General features: G+C 68.0%; 20 protein-coding genes. 10 read left to right on the forward strand and 10 right to left on the reverse strand.

The annotated features are described in order from the left end of the window. Nucleotides 1–2: 2 nt before the first annotated feature. The 3 genes from rlmD to cysM are packed head-to-tail and all read right to left on the reverse strand — an operon-like array spanning nucleotide 3 to nucleotide 3,045. Entirely contained in the window at nucleotides 3–1,331 is a 1,329-nt protein-coding gene (gene rlmD, locus F622_RS0104545) for a 23S rRNA (uracil(1939)-C(5))-methyltransferase RlmD (RefSeq protein ID WP_019571430.1), read from the reverse strand. Further along, on the reverse strand, nucleotides 1,331–2,137 hold the full coding sequence (locus tag F622_RS0104550; protein WP_018146084.1) for a 3'-5' exonuclease: 807 nt from the start codon (nucleotides 2,135–2,137) through the stop codon (nucleotides 1,331–1,333). The genes rlmD and F622_RS0104550 overlap by 1 nt, the downstream gene beginning before the upstream one ends. Further along, nucleotides 2,134–3,045 (reverse strand): cysteine synthase CysM, encoded by a 912-nt coding sequence (cysM, locus tag F622_RS0104555; RefSeq protein ID WP_019571431.1) that lies wholly within the window; start codon nucleotides 3,043–3,045, stop codon nucleotides 2,134–2,136. The genes F622_RS0104550 and cysM overlap by 4 nt, the downstream gene beginning before the upstream one ends. Before the next feature lie 389 nt (nucleotides 3,046–3,434). Here cysM and F622_RS0104560 point away from each other — a divergent pair, with 389 nt between their 5' ends. Continuing rightward, nucleotides 3,435–4,142, forward strand: coding sequence for a MarC family protein (locus tag F622_RS0104560; RefSeq protein WP_018169417.1), 708 nt, complete (start codon nucleotides 3,435–3,437; stop codon nucleotides 4,140–4,142). A 13-nt stretch (nucleotides 4,143–4,155) separates the two neighbouring features. Here the strand turns inward: F622_RS0104560 and F622_RS0104565 are convergent, their stop codons facing one another. Then, the gene (locus F622_RS0104565; RefSeq protein ID WP_018169416.1) at nucleotides 4,156–4,926 is read right to left on the reverse strand and encodes an HAD family hydrolase; all 771 of its coding nucleotides are present in this window, start codon (nucleotides 4,924–4,926) and stop codon (nucleotides 4,156–4,158) included. 168 nt (nucleotides 4,927–5,094) lie between these two features. On the opposite strand from F622_RS0104565, the gene dksA reads away from it, so the two are divergent. From dksA to F622_RS0104605, 7 genes are all read left to right on the forward strand, one after another. Next, nucleotides 5,095–5,547 carry an RNA polymerase-binding protein DksA gene (gene dksA, locus F622_RS0104570; protein ID WP_018146088.1) on the forward strand — a complete coding sequence of 151 codons (453 nt, stop codon included), beginning with the start codon at nucleotides 5,095–5,097 and terminating at the stop codon, nucleotides 5,545–5,547. Nucleotides 5,548–5,560: 13 nt separating this feature from the next. Next, entirely contained in the window at nucleotides 5,561–6,508 is a 948-nt protein-coding gene (gene gluQRS, locus F622_RS0104575) for a tRNA glutamyl-Q(34) synthetase GluQRS (RefSeq protein WP_018169415.1), read from the forward strand. A gap of 92 nt (nucleotides 6,509–6,600) precedes the next feature. Beyond that, the gene (locus tag F622_RS14100; protein ID WP_018146090.1) at nucleotides 6,601–6,774 is read left to right on the forward strand and encodes a hypothetical protein; all 174 of its coding nucleotides are present in this window, start codon (nucleotides 6,601–6,603) and stop codon (nucleotides 6,772–6,774) included. Further along, a complete protein-coding gene (locus tag F622_RS0104585; RefSeq protein WP_019571432.1) occupies nucleotides 6,764–9,691 on the forward strand; it encodes an ATP-binding protein in 2,928 nt (975 codons plus the stop codon). Before F622_RS14100 ends, F622_RS0104585 begins: the two co-directional genes overlap by 11 nt. Further along, nucleotides 9,688–11,049, forward strand: a complete 1,362-nt coding sequence (locus F622_RS0104590) for a sigma-54 dependent transcriptional regulator (protein WP_019562756.1) — start codon at nucleotides 9,688–9,690, stop codon at nucleotides 11,047–11,049. The genes F622_RS0104585 and F622_RS0104590 overlap by 4 nt, the downstream gene beginning before the upstream one ends. Nucleotides 11,050–11,053: 4 nt before the next feature. Then, on the forward strand, nucleotides 11,054–11,575 hold the full coding sequence (gene thpR / locus F622_RS0104595) for an RNA 2',3'-cyclic phosphodiesterase (RefSeq protein WP_018169412.1): 522 nt from the start codon (nucleotides 11,054–11,056) through the stop codon (nucleotides 11,573–11,575). A gap of 342 nt (nucleotides 11,576–11,917) precedes the next feature. Then, complete coding sequence (locus tag F622_RS0104605; protein ID WP_018146094.1) at nucleotides 11,918–12,142, forward strand: hypothetical protein; 225 nt, start codon at nucleotides 11,918–11,920, stop codon at nucleotides 12,140–12,142. A gap of 193 nt (nucleotides 12,143–12,335) precedes the next feature. Here F622_RS0104605 and F622_RS0104610 read toward each other — a convergent pair whose 3' ends face one another. Further along, nucleotides 12,336–12,626 carry a hypothetical protein gene (locus F622_RS0104610; RefSeq protein WP_018169410.1) on the reverse strand — a complete coding sequence of 97 codons (291 nt, stop codon included), beginning with the start codon at nucleotides 12,624–12,626 and terminating at the stop codon, nucleotides 12,336–12,338. A 4-nt stretch (nucleotides 12,627–12,630) separates the two neighbouring features. Beyond that, entirely contained in the window at nucleotides 12,631–13,578 is a 948-nt protein-coding gene (locus F622_RS0104615) for a sodium-dependent bicarbonate transport family permease (protein ID WP_018169409.1), read from the reverse strand. A gap of 149 nt (nucleotides 13,579–13,727) precedes the next feature. On the opposite strand from F622_RS0104615, the gene F622_RS0104620 reads away from it, so the two are divergent. Further along, complete coding sequence (locus F622_RS0104620; RefSeq protein WP_018146097.1) at nucleotides 13,728–14,306, forward strand: NAD(P)H-dependent oxidoreductase; 579 nt, start codon at nucleotides 13,728–13,730, stop codon at nucleotides 14,304–14,306. Between the two features lie 45 nt (nucleotides 14,307–14,351). Next, the gene (codB, locus tag F622_RS0104625; RefSeq protein WP_019568505.1) at nucleotides 14,352–15,614 is read left to right on the forward strand and encodes a cytosine permease; all 1,263 of its coding nucleotides are present in this window, start codon (nucleotides 14,352–14,354) and stop codon (nucleotides 15,612–15,614) included. 455 nt (nucleotides 15,615–16,069) lie between these two features. Here codB and F622_RS0104630 read toward each other — a convergent pair whose 3' ends face one another. The 4 genes from F622_RS0104630 to ribE are packed head-to-tail and all read right to left on the reverse strand — an operon-like array spanning nucleotide 16,070 to nucleotide 18,691. Next, on the reverse strand, nucleotides 16,070–16,591 hold the full coding sequence (locus F622_RS0104630) for a phosphatidylglycerophosphatase A (protein ID WP_018146099.1): 522 nt from the start codon (nucleotides 16,589–16,591) through the stop codon (nucleotides 16,070–16,072). A 20-nt stretch (nucleotides 16,592–16,611) separates the two neighbouring features. Further along, on the reverse strand, nucleotides 16,612–17,601 hold the full coding sequence (gene thiL, locus F622_RS0104635; RefSeq protein ID WP_019571434.1) for a thiamine-phosphate kinase: 990 nt from the start codon (nucleotides 17,599–17,601) through the stop codon (nucleotides 16,612–16,614). Nucleotides 17,602–17,626: 25 nt separating this feature from the next. After that, a complete protein-coding gene (nusB, locus tag F622_RS0104640; protein ID WP_019571435.1) occupies nucleotides 17,627–18,163 on the reverse strand; it encodes a transcription antitermination factor NusB in 537 nt (178 codons plus the stop codon). A 48-nt stretch (nucleotides 18,164–18,211) separates the two neighbouring features. After that, the gene (gene ribE / locus F622_RS0104650; protein WP_018169400.1) at nucleotides 18,212–18,691 is read right to left on the reverse strand and encodes a 6,7-dimethyl-8-ribityllumazine synthase; all 480 of its coding nucleotides are present in this window, start codon (nucleotides 18,689–18,691) and stop codon (nucleotides 18,212–18,214) included. Nucleotides 18,692–18,759 lie beyond the last annotated feature (68 nt).

Below are 18,759 nucleotides of genomic sequence, written 5' to 3' on the forward strand. Positions count from 1 at the left end.
CGTCAGGCGCGCCGGAACACGGCCATGGATTCCACGTGCGCAGTGTGCGGGAACATGTCCATGATCCCCGCCCGCTCCAGGCGATAGCCATGATGATGCACCAGGCGCTCGGCGTCACGGGCGAGCGTGGCCGGGTTGCAGGACACATAGACCAGGCGTTCGATCCGCTGCGGCGCGAGCGCCTCGATCACCGCGGCCGCGCCGGTACGCGGCGGGTCCAGCAGCACCCGGTCGAAGTCCTCGCGCAACCAGGCGGCGCTCTTCAACGCCTCGACATCGTCCAGGTCTGCGCGCTCGTAGCGGGTATTGGCGATGCCCTGGTCACGGGCATTCGCACGCGCCCGCGCCAGCATCGCGTCGTCCACCTCGACGCCGACCACTTCGCCCTCGGTCACGGTCCGTGCCAGCGGCAGGGTAAAGTTGCCCAGCCCGCAGAACAGGTCCAGCACGCGCTGTCCCGGTTGCAGGTCCAGCGCCTCCAGGGCCTGCGGTACCATCTTGCGGTTGATCTGCGCGTGCACCTGGATGAAATCGGTCGGCATGAAGGGCACCGACACGCCGGAGTCCGGATGGCGGTAGATCAGCGGCTCGATCGGCCCGGCCAGCGGCTCCACCGTGTCCGCCCCGCCCGGCTGCAGATACACCTGGATGCCCTCGGCCTCGGCCCAGTCGGACAGGCGCTCGGTATCCGCCTGCGACAACGGATCGAGGTTGCGGAAGATCAACGCCACGCGCTCGTCGTCATCCACCGCGACCTCGATCTGCGGCAGGCGGTCGCGCGCCTCCAGCCCGTCCATCAATTCGCGCAGCGCCTGGATACGCCCACCCACTGCCGGGTGCAGCACCTCGCAGTGGGTCATCTGGGCGAGATACGGGCTGCCGCGCTCGCGAAAGCCGACCAGCACCCCGCCCTTCTTCGGCACGTGCTTGGCGCCCAGCCGCGCAGTGCGGCGATAACCCAGGGTGTCGGCGGTCAGCGGCTCGAAGCGCGCCTCCGGCGTCACGTGGCCGATGCGTTCCAGCGCGTCGAACAGGGCCTGTTCCTTGATTTCACGCTGGGTCTCGACCGAGGCGTGCTGCAGCTTGCAGCCACCGCAAAGGCCGAAGAACTCGCAGGGCGGCTCGACCCGGCCCGCGGCCGGCTCCAGCACCTCGACCACCTCGGCCGTGTCGAATCGGCGCTTGCGCCCGGTCTGCACCGCCATCACGCGCTCGCCCTTCAGCACGCCGTGGATGAAGCAGGCCTTGCCCTCGCGACGGATCACGCCCTGGCCGTCCAGGGTGACCTCCTCGATCCGGGCCTCGAACGGGGTCTTGTCGATGCGTGCCATCAGGTGTCGGTCCCGGCAGGCTGCCAGGCGTCGAGGAATTCACGGTGGTGCGCCGCACCACTGCCCTCCAGGTACTCGGCCAGTTGCTGTTGCCGGCTGGCCAGGGCGGCGTCGGTCAGGTTGCCGCGCATGTATTCGAAGCGCAGCCAGACCAGGTAGGTGTTCAGCACATCGTGCTCGACATAGTCGTGGATCTCGGCCTGACGCCCGTCGCGCCAGGCCGGCCAGACCTTCGAGCCATCCATGCCCAGCTTGCCGGGGAAGCCGAGCAGGCTGGCCATCATGTCGAGGCTGGTGACCGCGCGGCCCTGGAAGCCCGCCAGCACGTCCATCAGATCCACATGGCGCCAGTGGAAGCGCGACAGGTAGTTGTTGTAGCGAAACTCGCGGTCGTCGTTGCCCTGCTCCCAGTAGCGCGGGGCCTGCACGCCGTTGACCAGCGCGCGGTAATGCAGCACCGGGAGGTCGAAGCCGCCGCCGTTCCAGCTAACGAGCTGTGGCGTGCGCTTGTCGATCACGTCAAAGAACTGCCGCAGCAGTTCGGCCTCGGAGGGCGTCTGGCCGTCCTCGCCCTCGCGGCCGAAGGCGGAGAGCTTCAGCGCATCGCCGCCCTGATAGAGCACGCCGATCGACACGATGCGATGCAGCGGATGCTTGAGGAACTCGGAGCCGGTCTGGGCACGGCGCAGCGCGAACATCGCCTCGGCGACCTCGTGATCGCTCAGCCCCTCGAAGTCGTGCAGACGGCGCGCGCCCTCGATGTCCGGGACCGTCTCGAGATCAAAGATCAGGACCGGGGCACTCATGCGGGGAACACGCCGGTGGAGATGTAGCGGTCGCCGCGGTCACAGATGATCGCGACGAAGGTCCCACCCTCGGTCTGCGCCGCCAGCTTCAACGCCGCGGCCACCGAACCACCGGAGGAGACCCCGGCGAAGATGCCTTCTTCACTCGCCAGCCGGTGCATGGTCTCCTCTGCCTCCTCCTGGGTCACGTCCACGGTCTGGTCCACCCGCGAGGCCTCGAAGATGGTCGGCAGATAGGCCTCCGGCCAGCGCCGGATGCCGGGGATGGACGCCCCCTCGGCCGGCTGCACGCCGACGATCTGCACCTCCGGATCGCGCTCCTTGAGATAGCGCGACACGCCCATGATGGTGCCGGTGGTCCCCATCGCGGAGACGAAGTGGGTCACCGTGCCCTCGGTGTCGCGCCAGATCTCCGGCCCGGTGCCGATGTAATGCGCATCCGGGTTGTCGGGGTTGCCGAACTGGTTCAGCACCCGGCCCTTGCCCTCGGCCTCTAAGCGATCCGCCAGGTCACGCGCGCCCTCCATGCTCTCCTCGCGCGAGACCAGTACCAGCTCGGCCCCAAATGCCTTCATCGAGGCGCGGCGCTCGGCCGACATGTTGTCCGGCATCACCAGGATCATGCGGTAGCCCTTCATCGCCGCGACCATCGCCAGCGCAATGCCGGTATTGCCGCTGGTCGCCTCGATCAGGGTGTCGCCAGGCTCAATGTCGCCACGGCGCTCGGCCGCCTGGATCATGTTCAGCGCGGGCCGGTCCTTGACCGAACCGGCGGGGTTGTTGCCCTCGAGCTTCACCAGCACGGTGGACGGCAGGTCTGCCGCCATGCGCTGCAGGCGCACCAGCGGCGTATTGCCGACAAAGTGCTCGAGGGTCGGGAAGGATTCCGGATGCAGGCGTTTCTTCATGCGCGCAGAGTATAACGATCGGACCCGATCCATGCCCATGCATGCTCGCCCCGTCATCGCGAGCCTCCGCAGGGACCAGTGTTTTTCAGTGCACCGTCATCGCGAGGAACGAAGCGACGCGGCGGTCCCCCTCTGAAACCACCGGATTCCGACGGCGTGCGGCATTCCAGAGATTGCCACGGCCCCTCCGGGGCCTCGCAATGACGGGTAGTCGTATGGGTCATTGCGAGGAGCGCACCGACGCGGCCATCCGTCCGAAAGACCCATGGGACTCGGGGACTTGGCGAACGATCGCCACGGGCACTGGCAATGATGGTGTGCGGAACGATCTCGGTGGCACCCCCACGGAGGCCCTCGCAACGACACCCCATTCTGCCTAAGCTAGAGCCATGCTCGTATTGCTCGAATACCTGATCGTCACTTTCCTCGCGGTGTTCGTCATCGTGAATCCACTGACGACCGCGTTCATCTTCACCGCAATGCTGCCGCGCGCCTCCGAGGAGAAGCGCCGCTCCACCGCCCTGCGCTCGGTCAAGGTCGCCACGGCCCTGCTGTTCGCCTTTGCACTGCTGGGCGGGGTGATCTTCCAGCTGTTCGGGATCACGCTGGCGGCGTTCCGCATCGCCGGCGGCATCATCCTGTTCGGCATCGCGATCGGCATGATCCGGCAGAAGGCGGCCAGCGAGCGTGAGACCGCCGAGGAGGTGAAGGCCGACAAGGGGCAGGTGACCGAGGACATCTCGGTCATCCCGCTGGCCATCCCGTTCATGAGCGGGCCCGGGGCGATTGCGACGGTCATGATCCTGACCAGCGAGGCCCCCACCATCTATCACCTGGTCCTCGTGTTCCTGGCGGTGCTGGCCTGCATGGTCGCGTGCTACTACGCGATGGTCCATTCGCGCTATCTGGTGAAATTCCTCGGGGATACCGGCAAGGACATCCTGACCAAGGTGTTCGGTCTGATTCTCGCGGTCCTGGCCGTGCAGTTCGTGATCAACGGGGTCAGCGACGCCGCCGTCGGCTTCCTGCTGGATACCCAGATGCTCGACGGGACCGAGATCGAGGACCCGCGCCTGCCGCCGCGCGAAAACGATTGAGCCGGCGCGCCGGCTATCCCTTCGCCCCGGAGACCCAGGCGCGCAGGGTCGCGATATCCACCACCGAGCCTTCCAGTGCCGGACCGGCCAGGACCGTCGCGGGCTGATCCGCCTCACCGAACCCGTCCAGCACGGCCAAGGCGCCATCAAACGCCTGCTCGCGGGTGTAGTCGTTCGTCGTGACCACGACCTCCAGCCCCGCCCCGCGGGCGGAACGCACGCCGTTGTCGGAGTCCTCCAGGGCCAGGCAGGCCTCCGCCGGCAGGTTCATCGCCTCCAGTGCATGGGTAAAGATATCCGGAGCCGGCTTCTTGGCCGGCACGATGTCGCCGGCGGAGATCACCTCGAAGCGGTACGGGCCCTCGCTTCCGAGCGTGGCCTCCAGCAGGGCCGTGACGTTCTCGGGTGTGGTGGTCGTGGCGATCGCCAGGCGCAGACCCTCGGCCTCCGCTTCGTCCAGCAGCCGCCGCACCCCCGGCCGCAGCGGGATCGCGCCGGTCTCCAGCAGGGCCACGTAGTGCCGCGTCTTGGCCGCATGCAGCTCGCGAATACGCGCATCGATCCCCGGCTCGTTCAGGACCTCGGGATGGTCCTCGGACAGGTACTGGCGGATGCGTTCCTTGCCGCCGGTCACGCGCAGCAACTCGCCGTAGCGCGCGATGCTCCAGTCCCAGTCCAGGCCCGCATCCGCGAACGCCTTGTTGAAGGCGACGCGATGACCGTCGCGTTCAGTGTCCGCCAATGTGCCGTCCACATCGAAAATCAGCGCCTGCAATTCCGTCATCCCGTTATTTCCGCCTTTTCCCGTATCTCGCTGAAAAACCGGCCGCGAGCCGGCACATTCCCGGCATCCAGCCGAGACCAGGCACCAACAGTCATGGCACGGGACTTGCCCGGCCCGCCCGACTCTGGTACTAAGTGCGCCTCATTTTTCCAGCCGGAGAAAGCCCGCATGGCTGCTGACGAAAAGACCGACAAGCCCTCCACCCAGCACATGGTCGCCGGGGGCATTGCGCCCTACGAGCCGAAGCCGGACGAAGATTACATGAATCCGGATCAGCTCGAGCATTTCCGCAGCCTGCTGCGGGCATGGCGCCAGGAGCTGGCCGAGGAAGTCGATCGCACCGTGGGGCACATGCGCCAGGACGCGTCCAACTTTGCCGATCCGGCCGACCGCGCCACCCAGGAAGAGGAGTTCGGCCTGGAACTGCGCTCCCGCGACCGCGAACGCAAGCTGTCGAAGAAGATCAACGAGGCGTTGCGCAAGATCGACACCCACGATTACGGCTACTGCGAGACCTGCGGCGTGGAGATCGGCATTCGCCGCCTGGAGGCCCGCCCGACGGCCACCATGTGCATCGACTGCAAGCAGCTCGACGAGATCAAGGAAAAGCAGCGCGCCTGATCCCGGCCGGGCCGTGACGGTCACGCCCGAACGGATTACCCGGGCCGACCGCTATGTCGGCCGGTTTGCCCCTACCCCTTCCGGCCCGCTGCACGCGGGCTCCCTGCTGGCCGCCGTCATCTCCTGGCTCGATGCCCGGAGTACCGACGGCCGCTGGCATCTGCGAATCGACGATATCGACGCCCCCCGGGTTCGCCCGGGGGCGGCCGATGCCATTTTCCATGCCCTCGAGGCCTTCGCCCTGGTCTGGGATGGCCCCGTTACCTGGCAAAGCCAACGCGGTCCCGCCTATCAGCGCGCCCTGGACACCCTGTTGACGTCGCACCTGGCTTTCCCCTGCGGCTGTACCCGCAAGGACCTGGCCGCGCGCGGGCGGCCGGGCTGGGAAGGGCCGATCTATCCAGGGACCTGTCGCCACGGCCTGCCGCCCGAACGCGAGCCACGGGCCGTGCGTGCCCGGGCGACCACTCGCTACTGGACGATCGCGGATCGCTTTCTGGGTACGGTCGCCTTCGATCTGGAGGCACTCGGAAGCGACTTCGTGATCCGCCGTGCGGATGGCATCGTCGCCTACCAGCTCGCCACCGTGGTGGACGACCTGGACCTGGGCGTAACCCGCGTGGTGCGCGGGATCGACCTGCTCGGCTCCACCCCGCGCCAGATGCAACTCTACGAGGCGCTGGGCGCCACTCCACCGGCCTATGCCCACCACCCGGTCCTTGTCGCGCCCGGCGGCGACAAGCTGGCCAAGGCCACCGGAGCCGAGGGCATCCACGCGGATACCGCCCGGCGGCAGCTGGCCGACACCCTGACGGTGATCGGCCTGGCCCCGGGCGACGCCCAGGCACCCGACGCACCGGAGGCCCAGCTGGCCGAAGCCCTGGAGCGCCTGCAGGGACACACCCTCGGCGACCACCTGCCATTGCCGGCGGCACTGCCCGGGGCCGCGCGCGCGGTGTAGACTCGCCGCATGCTCTCCACCCGCGCGCCAACCCGGACGGCCCCGCAGGATCGCTCGCCCGCGCACCGCAAGGTGCTTGCGAGCGGCTGACGATGGACGCCCCTCGCGCCATCCTGATCGCCCTGCTGGGCGCATTGCTGTTTCTGAGCCCGCTGGTCCTCTGGGTTGCCTACCTGAGTCCTGCCTGGTGGTGGCCCTTCACGGCCTGGGCGCTGTTCGTCGTAGCCATCGCGGCACTGAGCCGGAGCGGGCGCCGTGACCCTTAGCCTGGGTCTGATCTACGCGGTCGGGGTGGCCTACCTCGCCCTGCTATTCGGCATAGCGTTCCTGGCCGACCGCGTCCCCCGAGTAGGCCGACTGGCGGCCAATGGCTGGGTGTTCAGTCTGTCGCTGGGGGTATACGCAACGTCCTGGACCTTCTACGGCAACCTTGGTTTCCTCGCCGACCAGGGCTACCTGTACCTGACCATCTACCTCGGCGTGACCCTGGCCTTCGCCGCCACCCCCTGGCTGCTGCGCCCCCTCCTGCGCCTGACCCGCGAGCAGCAGCTGACCTCGCTGGCCGACCTGTTCGCCTTTCGCTACCGCAGCCGCTTCACCGGGCCCGTGGTCGCCCTGTTCATGCTCGCCGGGGTACTCCCGTACATCGCGCTACAGATCAAGGCCGTGGCCGAGTCCGCCGCCGTGCTGACCGCGGAGACCCCGCCGCATCTGCTCGCCCTGACCTTCAGCGGCACCATCGCGCTGTTCGCGATCCTGTTCGGCGCCCGCCACATCGCCCCGCGCGAAAAGCACGCCGGTCTGGTGCTGGCCATCGCCTTCGAGTCCATCGTCAAGCTGCTCGCCATCCTCGTGATTGCCGCCGTGGCGCTGTACGCCGTGTTCGGCGGCCTCGGCGGGCTGAACGACTGGCTGGCCGCCCATCCCGAGGCGGTCGATGCGCTGTACGAGCCGGTGCGCCAGGGCGGCTGGTTCGCGATGATGATCCTGGCCTTCGCGGCCGCCTTCCTGCTGCCACGCCAGTTCCACATGCTGTTCACCGAGAACATCAACCCGCAGGCACTGAACACCGCGGCCTGGGCGTTCCCCGCATTCCTGCTGCTGCTGAACCTGCCGATGCCGGTGCTCTACTGGGCCGGGGAGGCAGCCGGGCTTGGCATCTCGCCCAACTATTACGCCATCGGCATCGCCGGGCTGCTGGAGTCGCCCAGCCTCGCCCTGCTGGTCTTCATCGGTGGGTTGTCCGCCGCCAGCGCGATGATGATCGTGACCACCCTGGCGCTCGCCCATATGGGCACCAACTACCTCTCGCCACTGACCCGACTGCACGAAGAGGAGCGCAGCGCCAACCTCTACACCCGCCTGCTTTGGGGGCGGCGCATCTGGATCGTGTTCATCATCGGGCTCGGCTATGCCTTCTACGGCCTGCTGCAGGTCGTCGAGGGCCTGGCGCAGCTGGGGCTGATCTCGTTTGCTGCGGTGGCGCAACTTCTGCCGGGCCTGATCGGCCTGATGCTGTGGAAACAGGCGACCCGGGTCGGATTTCTCTTGGGCCTAGGAGCCGGGATTGCCGGCTGGGCGTTCACCCTCGTCATGCCTTTGCTGTCGGATGCCGGGATCGCGACCGCCCTGCCCGACCCGCAACGCCTCTTGCACGCGGAGATGCTGGACCCGTGGACCTTTGCGCTGATGCTGAGCCTGGGCGTCAACGCGGTCCTGTTCGTCGTCGGCTCGCTGCTGACCCGGCCCAACCCCGAGGAGGCCGAGGCCGGCCGGGCCTGCTGCCCCAACGAATCCACCGCCCCCGGCGCGGGCCTGCCGCTGGCGGGCGACGTCACCGAGATGGAGACCGCGCTGGCGGCCACCCTGGGCCCGGGCACCGCGCGCCACGAGGTCCAGCGCGCCCTGGATGATCTCGGCCTGCCACGCCATACGCGGTCGCGCGGCGATCTGCGCCACCTCCGCGAGCGCATCGAGCGCAATCTCTCCGGCCTGCTGGGGCCGGTACTGGCTCGCATGATCGTCGACCAGCACCTGCGCCTGGATGCCGCCGGGCGCCACACCCTGAGCGAAAGCCTGCGGCGGATCGAGGAACAGCTGGAGACCCGCCCCTTGCCGCTGTCCGGCCTGGCGGCCGAGCTGGACGCCCTGCGCCGCTTTCATCGCCAGATCCTGCACGAGCTCCCGCTGGGGGTAGCCAGCCTTACCAATACCGGCGAGATCACCGGCTGGAACCAGGCCCTGGCGCAGCTCACGCAGGTCGCCACGGAAGACGCCGTGGGCCAGAACATCCGCCAGCTCGACAGCCCCTGGAGCGGCCTGCTGACCGCCTTCCTGGAGAGCCCGGACCGCCAGTGGTACAAGCTGAACGTGGATCTGCCCACCGGCAACCGCCGCCTGAACCTGCACCGCTCCGAACTGCAGGATGCCCAGGGTCAAGTGGAAGGCCGCGTGGTCCTGATCGAGGACGTGACCGAACGCGCCCAGCTCGAGTCCGAGATCGCCCACGGCGATCGCCTGGCCTCCATCGGCCGCTTTGCCGCCGGGGTCGCGCACGAGATCGGCAACCCACTGACCGGTATCGCCTCGCTGGCGCAGACCCTGCCCCTCGAGGACGACCCGCAGGAGATCCACGGCATCGCCGACGACATCCTCGCCCAGACACGGCGCATCAACGCCATCGTGCAGTCGCTGATCACCTTTGCCCACGCCGACGAAGGCCCATCGGCCGGACACTTCGAGACCATCGCACTGGACGAGCTCGTGGCCGAGGCCATCCGCCTGATGCGCCTGGCCGGGCGCAACGACCTGCAATTCACGACCTCGGGTCTCGCGGGGCTGCACGTCCGCGGCTCGCATGCCACGCTGTTGCAGGTGTTCATCAACCTGCTGACCAACGCCGAGCAGGCCTCGCCCGAAAACGCCACCGTCGCCATCGCGGCCCGACTCCACGGACGGCATGTTCAGGTCACCATCGACGACGCCGGCCCCGGAATCGACGCATCCAGCCTGGAACGGCTGTTCGAGCCGTTCTTCACCACCAAGCCGGCCGGCCAGGGCACCGGCCTGGGGCTGCCAGTGGCCTACAGCATCGTGCGCGACCACGGTGGTACCCTGATGGCCGCCAACCGCCCCGAGGGCGGTGCTCGATTCCTGCTGACTCTGCCACGCGACGACTCATGACCCGCATCCTGCTCGTTGACGACGAAGCCCCGATCCGCCGCGCCGTGCGGCGGTTCCTGGAGCATCACGGCTTCGAGGTCGGCGTGGCCGAAAACCTGGCCGAGGCGCGGGCGCTGGCAGCCGCCGATCCCTACGATCTGCAACTGGTGGATCTGCGCCTGCCGGATGGCGAAGGGATCGAGCTGCTGCCGGAATTCGCCCACACGCCCACGGTCATCATGACCAGCTACGCATCGGTCCCCTCGGCGGTCAACGCGATGAAGGAAGGGGCCGCCGACTACATCGCCAAGCCCTTCGATCACGACGCCCTGCTGCTGACCCTGCGTGCCGCGCTGCGCGCACGCGCCGAGCGCGACCGCCCCGCCCCGGAAACGGCCGAGGCGGGTAGCAATGCGTCTCCCCGCCCCGGGCTGGGCCTGGTCGGCGACAGCGCGGCCATGCAGCAGCTGCGTGATCAGATCCGGCGCGTGGCCATGACCCATTCCACCGTACTGTTGCGCGGCGAGTCCGGTACCGGCAAGGAGCTCGCCGCGCGCGCCCTGCACGAGCTGAGCCCGCGCGCCAGCGGCCCGTTCGTCGCGGTCAACTGCGCCACCATCCCCGAGGGTCTGGTCGAGGCCGAGCTGTTCGGTCACGCCCAGGGTGCCTACACCGGTGCGGTCAAGGCGCGCACCGGCCTGATCCAGAGCGCGCACGGCGGCACGCTGTTCCTGGACGAGATCGGCGAACTGGCACCCGCGGCCCAGGCCCGCCTGCTACGGGTCCTGCAGGATGGCGAGCTCCGCCCGGTCGGGTCCAACGAGAACCTGAAGGTGGATGTACGCCTGCTGGCGGCCACCCACCGCGACCTCGAGGCCATGATCGAGGAACAGGCCTTTCGTGCCGATCTCTACTACCGCCTGCGGGTCCTGGAATTGTCCATCCCGCCCCTGCGCGAACGGCGCGAGGACATCATCCCCCTGGCACGGCATTTCCTCGAGGCACTGGCCGGTTCGGGGCCAGTGCCACAACTGTCACACGCGGCACGCCAGGCCCTGGAGTCGCAAGATTGGCCCGGCAACGTGCGCGAGCTGGCGAACGCCCTGGAACGCGGGTGGGTACTGAGCCCGGATGGCTGCATCGAAGCGGACCACATGGGACTCTCGACGGGCACCCCGGCCCGGGACGACGAGATCCCCAACCCCGCGTTTCCGACCCGCAAGGGCAAGGGCTCGAGCCTGAACGAGTATTTCCGGCACTTCGTGCAGGAAAACCAGGGCAGCATGACCGAGACCGAGCTGGCCCGGGCCCTCGGCATCAGCCGCAAGACCCTGTGGGAACGCCGTCAGCGTGAGAATCTCCCCCGCCCGCGCGGCTGAATCGGTGGCCGCATCCCCCGCAGCCCGGCGGGTCTTTCTGGCCCTGTGGCCCGACGACCCCACACGCGCCACACTAGCCCGCCTCGGCCAGGAACTCGACGGCCCCGGCCGACCGGTCCCGCGCGATCACCTGCACCTGACGCTGGCCTTCGCCGGAACGATCCCGGTCGGACAGGCCGACTGTCTGGCCGGGCGCATCACGGAACTCGCCTGCGCGCCGATCGACCTGACCCTGGACCATCTGGGTCACTTCACCGGGCCGCGCATCACCTGGGCCGCTCCTGCCGAGCCGCCCGCCGCACTGGCCGACCTCGCCGAGCAGGCACATGCCCTGTGCAACGACTGCGGTATCGACCTCGGCCCGCCGCGCCCCTTCCGACCCCACGTGTCCCTGCGACGCCACGCCGCGCCACCCGACACCGAACGCATCGAACCGCCCCTGCGCTGGCTGGCGGACACGATTGCGCTGATCGAGTCGGGAAAAGACGGCCATCCCGGGCCCTACCGCATCCTCGCCCGGACCTGACCAGCCCGCCCGCGCGGCAGGCCAGCGGCGGCCGCGAGAGTCGGATCAATCGAGAGGCGGAAGGTTATCCGTTGCCGAAGGGTCGGCTGGCTGGGCGGGGTCTGCCGGATCGGCTGGCTGGGTTCCGGTACCCGGTCGCGTCGGTGTTCCCTCGCCCAGCGGCGGTGCATCCTCGCCCCGGGGCTGGCGCTGCTGTCCCAACGGGGGCGCATCCTGGGGCTGCCCCTGTCCTTGAGGTTGACCCTGTCCCTGACGCGGTTGGCCCTGTCCCTGGGGCGGAGTCGGCGCTCCGCTTTGCCCAGGTGCCGGCTGGCCACCGCGCTCCATCTGCCCGGGAGCTTGTTGCCCCTGCCTGCGCTGGCCGGGCTGCTCCGGCGGCTGCCCCTGAGGCATGCCCTGCCCACGCTCCTGACCCTGGCCGCGCGGCATGCCGCCCTGGCCCGGGACCTGCTGACCACCGGCCGGCGGGGCACCCTGTTCGGCGGGCGGCATACCCTGGCCCATTCCGCCCTGTGGGTCCCCATGTTGCGGGGCCTGCGCGTATGCCGAACCGGCGGCAAACAGTGAACCCAGCGCGATGGCCAGGGCCGTGCTACGAAATCTCGTCATTGGGAGCCTCCTGCGGGCTGTAACGCCGTTCATTCAGGCCCCCTTGATAGCAGCCAGACCCCGCGCCCCCCAAGGGTGACAGTCGAGTTCCCGGAAATTCCGCGAAACACTTCACTCCATGGAAACTCGATTCCCCGGACCCGGTGCGTCCCTAATTCTTCAACGCCACCGGGACGGTGAACATCAACAAACCATAGTCCGCCTCGTACTGTTCCTTGAACCGGGCTGCGATGCGATCGCACAACTCGGCCGAAGCCACCACCTCGACCTTGATATTGCCACCCTGGCGCCAGTTGCCCCGGCGCTTGCCATGCCGGCCCCAGCCGCGCGCGTCAGTCACCGTGTAGCCGGCCGCACCCATGCCGCGCACCTCGTCGATCAGCATCTCCTCCAGGATCGCCTCGGCCACCACCGTCAGCAGATGCATGTCATCGGATTCCATCGCGCTAGCCTCCCAGCGAATAAAGGGTCTGGGCCATCCAGAAATAGAGCGGCACACCCAGGAAGATATTGAACGGGAACGTGACCCCCAGCGAGGCCCCAATCGAAAGCGCCGGATTGGCCTGGGGCACCGCGATACGCATGGCCGCCGGTGCGGCGATGTAGGAGGCACTCGCATAGAGGGTCGCCAGCAACAGCGTACCGCCCATCGACATGCCCAGCGCATACCCCAGCAGCGTACCCAGCACGGCCGAGACAATCGGCATCACAATCGCGAAGGTCACCAGGAAGAAGCCGTACTGGCGCACGTCGGCGATGCGACTGGAGGCGACCAGCCCCATCTCCAGCAGGAACAGCGCAAGCACGCCCTTGAACAGGTCGAAGAACATCGGCTCCAGCGGCTCGATGTGCACGGGACCCGCGATGAAACCGATCACCAGGCCGCCGGCCAGCAGGAAGATACTCTTGCCGAAAAACACCTCGTGCATGGTCTTGCCCCAGCGCGTCGGGCCCTTGCTGCCCATGCGCGCCAGCAGGATGCCGATGATCAGGGCCGGCATCTCCAGCAGCACCAGGAAGACCACCATGTGGCCCTCGTAATCGATCCCGCGCGAAGCCAGCAGGGCCACGGCGACCGAGAAGGTCACCACCGAGACCGAGCCATAGTGCGCCGCGATCGAGGCCGAGTCCGCCCGCGGCATGCGCCCCACCCAGCGCAGAACCGGGAACGCGATCAGCGGGATCAACGAACCTACCGCCAGCACCGCCAACCCCGGCAGCAGCAAGGGCAACAGCTCGCTCTCGGCCAGCTTGACCCCGCCCATCAGGCCAATCGCCAGCAACAGATAGATCGAAAGCGCCTCGTAGATCGCCATCGGGATCTTCAGATCCGACTTGGCGAGGCCCGCAATGGCGCCCAGCAGGAAGAACAGTACAACCGGATCGAATGCCATCTCGCCTCCGTGTGCTGAAGCCGCAATGCGCTGCAACTCGCACCCTAATCGTAGGCGAGACCCGCCCGGCAGAAAACCATTGCGTCGCAACAAGCCCCGTCATCTAATCTAGGCTTGAAGAGAAGTCTTCCCGGCACGAGGACAGCTGCATGACGCGCATCCTTATCCTGCAGGGCCACCCCGACCCGGCCGAAGGCCACCTCGACCACGCGCTGGCCGATGCCTACCGCGAAGGGGCCGAGAAGGCCGGCGTCGCGGTGGACACCCTGACGATTGCCCACCGTGACTTTCCACTGCTGAAGAACCAGGCCGAGTTTGTCGACGAGACCGTTCCGCCCGCGATCCTCGAGGCGCAGGAACTGATCGAGGTCGCCCACCACATCGTCCTGATCTATCCCCTCTGGCTGGGCGATATGCCGGCCCTGGTCAAGGGCTTCTTGGAACAGACCCTGCGCCCGGCATTCGTCGGCGATGGCGACATGAACCGCCTGCGCCACACGCGGCTCAAGGGCCGCTCGGTACGCATCGTGGTCACCATGGGCATGCCGGCGCTGGCCTACCGCTGGTTCTATGGCGCCCACAGCCTGAAGAGCCTGGAACGCAACATCTTCCGCTTCTGCGGCTTCGGCCCGATCCGCCACACCCTGATCGGGCAGAACGGCGGTGATGCCGCCGCCCGCGAACGCTGGCTGAAGAAGATGCGCGAGCTCGGACACGCGGCACGGTAACCCTGTGGCCGGTACACTCGTGCGGTCTTCCGACCGGCCGTGCGCGTGAATCACAACGACCACCCCCTAAGCGAAGTACCGGACCATGCCCGCAAGGGCTTCTGGTCCATGGCCGTGGTGCTGTTCGGGTTCACCTTCTTTACCTCGACCCTGTGGGCCGGCGGGTCGCTGGGCCTGGCGTTCAGCTTCGGCGAGCTGATGCTGGTGATCGCACTGGGCAACCTGCTACTGGGGACCTACGCGGCCACGCTCGCCTACATCGGCTGCAAGAGCGGACTGCACACGGTCCTGATGGGGCGTTTCTGCTTCGGGGAATGGGGCAGCAAACTCTCCGACGTCATCCTCGCGTTCACCCAGATCGGCTGGTACGCCTGGGGCACGGCCACCGTCGCGATCATCCTGGTCGAGACCACCGCACTGCCGGAACCAATGGAAGTCGGGCTGATGGTGCTATTCGGGTTCGCCTTCTGCATCACCGCGATGATCGGCTATCGCGGTCTCGACTGGCTTTCCCGCGTCGCGGTACCGGTCATGCTCCTGTTCATCCTGTTCACGCTGTTCATCGGGATCGGCGACGCCGGCGGCCCCGGCGGCCTGCTTGGTCAGGACCCGCGCACCGAGATGGATTTCCACGCCGCCCTCACCATCGTGATCGGCACCTTTGTTGGCGGTGCAACCCTCGCCACCAACTGGACCCGCTTCGCCCGCACCCCGCGCATTGCGGTCATCGCGACCCTGGCGGCCTTCGTGCTCGGGAACGGATTAATGGTGCTGACCGGCGCGCTCGGCGCCCTGATCTACCACGAGGCCGACATCGTCCACGTGATGCTGGCCCAGGGTTTCGTGACGATCACGGTACTGATGCTTCTGCTGAACATCTGGAGCACCCAGGACAACACCATCTACAACTTCGGCGTGGCCGGCTGCAATCTGCTGCGCACCCAGCGCCGGCGGCTGGTCACCGTACTCGGCGCAGCGATCGGGACGGCCCTCGCGGTCGCCGGGATGCATGACTATCTGGTGCCGTTCCTGATCCTGCTGGGGACCTTCATCCCGCCGCTCGGTGGCGTAATCGTCGCCGACTTCTGGCTGCGCCATCGCGGGCAATACCCCCGCCTGGGCTCGGCCCGCCTGCCCGGGTTCCACTGGCCCGGCCTGCTGGCGTACGCGGCGGGATCCGCCGCGGCGTACTACGCACCCGTGGTACCTCCTCTGCTGGGCGTCATCGTGGCAACGGCTGCCTATGCCGTCCTGATGGCTCCCGCCTCACCCGCCGCATGGCGCCCGCGCCAGGGAAGTGCGGATTAAAGCCTGATCAAAGCCCTGGCAGGTTCGGTGCCGGTGGCGTCGGCGGTTTCGGAGGGTCGGACGGGTCCGGGAGCGGCGGATCGTCGGGAGTCGGCGCCGAGGATGAACCGGGCGCCCGCGGGAGATCCAGGCGCTGATCGGGACGCGAGTCGCCGCGGCGCTGCCCCGGCGGGGTCCCACCATGCCCGGGCGGCCAATTGCCCGCCGCGGGCGTGTCGCCACTGGCGCCCGGAGATCCGGGCGGCGGCCCGCCCGACGGCTGAGCCTGCGCGCCACCGAACGCCAGCACGGCGCCCATGACCGCAACCTGCGTCAGGGAACGAAAGAGGGACTTCATGCCACTCACTCCTTGCGTCGTTGCCTGCCCCTGAGGCGTCCGCGCGTACCCATGGTTCCCGGCAGCCTGTGACTCTGCCAAGTCCATCACGTCCAGGGAAACACGGTTCAGCGTCTCCCTAAGCCTCGACCACCAGCTGTTGGAACAGCCCACCCAGGATCACCAGCGCGAACCCTGCGTACAGGCCCGCCACGACGTCGTCCATCATGATCCCGTGGCCGTCGTGCCACTTTTCATCAAAGTAGTTCGCCGGCCAGGGCTTGAGGATGTCGAACACCCGGAACAGCAGGAAGCCGACGACCACCCACATCAGCCCCGCCGGGGCAAACGCCAGCGTGATGAGCATGCCGGCCCATTCGTCCCAGACGATGCCGGGATGGTCATGCACGCCCAGCTTGCGCGCACTTTCGCCACAGATATGGAAGCCGGCCATCACCACGACCACGGTGATCGCAAGATAGGCCCACTCCGGGAAATTCATGATCGCGAAGTACAGCACCAGTGCACCCAGCGAGCCGGTGGTGCCCGGTGCCCAGCGCGACAGGCCACTGCCGAAGCCGAACGCCAACAGGTGAATGGGATCGCCGAACACGGTCTTCACCGATGGCATCTTCGGATTACGGATCTTCTGCTCCGACATGGCTCCCCTGTCCCTATTCTTTATTCTGTGTTCGCGAAATGATCGTGGCCCGCCCGCGCCACGTCCAGCCGTTGCCCGTTTGCGTCCTCCACCACCACACCCGCACCCTCGGTGCACTCGCCGATCACAGTCAGCGGGACGTCCACGCTGAACGCGAGCAGGTCCAGCGACTCCCCCGGCGGGAGGGCGAACAGCAGCTCGTAGTCCTCGCCACCACTCAGTGCGCAGGCGCGAGCCTGCTGCTCGGACACCTCCGCCAGCAGCGGGTCGCGCGGGACGCTGGGCCAGTCGACTCGCGCACCGCAACCCGAGGCGGCACACAGATGGCCCAGGTCCGCCAGCAGGCCGTCGGAGATATCGATGGCGGCCCGTGCGCGGTTGCGCAGACCACGGCCCAGACTCAGACGCGCCGCGGGCCAGAACAGCCGGGCGCAGGCGGGGCTCGAGGCGTCTACGGGACTCCCCTCTGCACGCCGCTGCGTCTCGTGGGCCAACCCGCAGGCCGCTCCGCCCAGCGCACCGGAAACCACCAGGCGATCGCCAGGCCGGGCACCGTCCCGCCGCAGGGCCTGGCCGACGGGCACCTCGCCCAGGACCGTCACGCTGATCGCCAGCGGACCCCGGTTGGTATCCCCACCCACCAGCGGGATCCCGACCTCCTCGGCCAGGGCCAGAAAGCCGTGGCTGAAGCCCGCCAGCCAGTCATGATCCACACGCGGCAGGGTGAGCGACAGCACCGCGCCCAACGGCTCGGCCCCCATCGCGGCCAGGTCACTGAGATTGGAGGCCAGGGCCTTGTGGCCGACGCTTGCCGGCGGGTGGTCAGGAAAGAAGTGGGTGCCCTCGACCAGCGTGTCGACGGTCACGGCCAGCTCGTGGCCACTACGCACGGCCAGCAGGGCGGCATCGTCTCCGATGCCGAGACGAACGCCTTCCGCCATCCCGGTGGCCCGCACCGGAGCCCCGAAGTAGCGCTGGATCAGATCGAATTCGGAATCGGGGCCGGCCATGGCCGTAGTGCTGACCCGCCCGGGGTCAGCGCGGGGTGGAGCGCTCGGGGCCGCGCAGGTCGGCGGAGAGCCGGTCCAGCACGCCGTTGATGTAGCGATGCGACTGCTCGGCACCATAGCGCTTGGCCAGATCGACGGCCTCGTTGATCACCACCCGGTAGGGCACCTCCATGCGTTCGGCCAACTCCCATTGGCCCAACCACAGCAGGGCGTGCTCCACCGGATCGAGCTGATCCAGCGGACGGCCGAGGTACGGCTCCATGCGGGCATCCAGGGCCTCGCGGTCAGCGGTCACGCCGATCAGGAGTTCGCGGAAGTACTCGGCATCCGCCTTGCCGTGTTCCTCGTCGTCGCGGAACTCGGCCAGGATGTCCTTCGGGTGGGCGCCCGTGATCTGCCAGGAATATAGCGCCTGCATCGCGCGCCGGCGCGCGAAGGAACGCGCATGCCGCGCGCGCTGCTCGGGCGTGCTACGCGGGCGCCGGGCCCGAGCGGACTTGCCGGCATCGGCATCCTTGCGCGGGGCACCACCTTCGGGGCGGGGATCAGAGGGTTCAGTCACGGCAAGCCTGTTCGGGTGGACGGATAACACTGGGTAGGCAGTGCGGAATCAGCCGCGCAGCTGGCGCATCAGGCTGACCATCTCGATCGCGCCCATGGCGGCATCGGCGCCCTTGTTGCCGGCCTTGGTGCCGGCGCGCTCGATCGCCTGCTCGATGGAGTCGGTGGTCAGCACACCGAAGCTGATCGGCAGGTCCTCCGCCATCTGCACCTGCGCCAGGCCCTTGGCCGCCTCGCCCGCGACGTAATCGAAATGCGGCGTCGAACCACGGATCACGCAACCCAGGGCGATCACGCCATCGTACTGCCCGGAACGCGCCATGGCCTGCGCCGCCAGCGGCAGCTCATAGGCACCCGGCACACGGGCGATGGTCAGGTTCGTCTCCTGCACCCCGTGACGCTTCAGGGTATCCACGGCCCCTTCCAGCAGGCGTTCGACGATCAGGCTGTTGAAGCGCGCCAGCAGCAGGCCATAGCGATGGTCGGCGGCGTCGGTGAATACGCCTTCCAGGGTCTTGATCTCGGACATGATGAACTTCCGGTTGGGCTGATGAAGGGCCCGCGGGCCCCGTTTTCGAATGGCGCTAGTGTAGCACC

The sequence above is a fragment of the Thioalkalivibrio sp. ALMg3 genome, from assembly GCF_000381225.1.
Taxonomy (GTDB): Bacteria; Pseudomonadota; Gammaproteobacteria; order Ectothiorhodospirales; family Ectothiorhodospiraceae; genus Thioalkalivibrio; species Thioalkalivibrio versutus.

Bases quoted from the DNA above. Each gene is read 5' to 3' on its own strand.
- ribE (WP_018169400.1), bottom strand. From the start codon at position 18,691: ATGTCCGAGATCAAGACCCTGGAAGGCGTATTCACCGACGCCGCCGAC.
- F622_RS14100 (WP_018146090.1), top strand. From the start codon at position 6,601: ATGGACGCCCCTCGCGCCATCCTGATCGCCCTGCTGGGCGCATTGCTG.
- F622_RS0104610 (WP_018169410.1), bottom strand. From the start codon at position 12,626: ATGGAATCCGATGACATGCATCTGCTGACGGTGGTGGCCGAGGCGATC.
- F622_RS0104630 (WP_018146099.1), bottom strand. From the start codon at position 16,591: ATGTCGGAGCAGAAGATCCGTAATCCGAAGATGCCATCGGTGAAGACC.
- F622_RS0104615 (WP_018169409.1), bottom strand. From the start codon at position 13,578: ATGGCATTCGATCCGGTTGTACTGTTCTTCCTGCTGGGCGCCATTGCG.
- cysM (WP_019571431.1), bottom strand. From the start codon at position 3,045: ATGAAGAAACGCCTGCATCCGGAATCCTTCCCGACCCTCGAGCACTTT.
- dksA (WP_018146088.1), top strand. From the start codon at position 5,095: ATGGCTGCTGACGAAAAGACCGACAAGCCCTCCACCCAGCACATGGTC.
- F622_RS0104560 (WP_018169417.1), top strand. From the start codon at position 3,435: ATGCTCGTATTGCTCGAATACCTGATCGTCACTTTCCTCGCGGTGTTC.
- F622_RS0104550 (WP_018146084.1), bottom strand. From the start codon at position 2,137: ATGAGTGCCCCGGTCCTGATCTTTGATCTCGAGACGGTCCCGGACATC.
- rlmD (WP_019571430.1), bottom strand. From the start codon at position 1,331: ATGGCACGCATCGACAAGACCCCGTTCGAGGCCCGGATCGAGGAGGTC.
- thiL (WP_019571434.1), bottom strand. From the start codon at position 17,601: ATGGCCGGCCCCGATTCCGAATTCGATCTGATCCAGCGCTACTTCGGG.
- F622_RS0104565 (WP_018169416.1), bottom strand. From the start codon at position 4,926: ATGACGGAATTGCAGGCGCTGATTTTCGATGTGGACGGCACATTGGCG.
- F622_RS0104620 (WP_018146097.1), top strand. From the start codon at position 13,728: ATGACGCGCATCCTTATCCTGCAGGGCCACCCCGACCCGGCCGAAGGC.
- F622_RS0104590 (WP_019562756.1), top strand. From the start codon at position 9,688: ATGACCCGCATCCTGCTCGTTGACGACGAAGCCCCGATCCGCCGCGCC.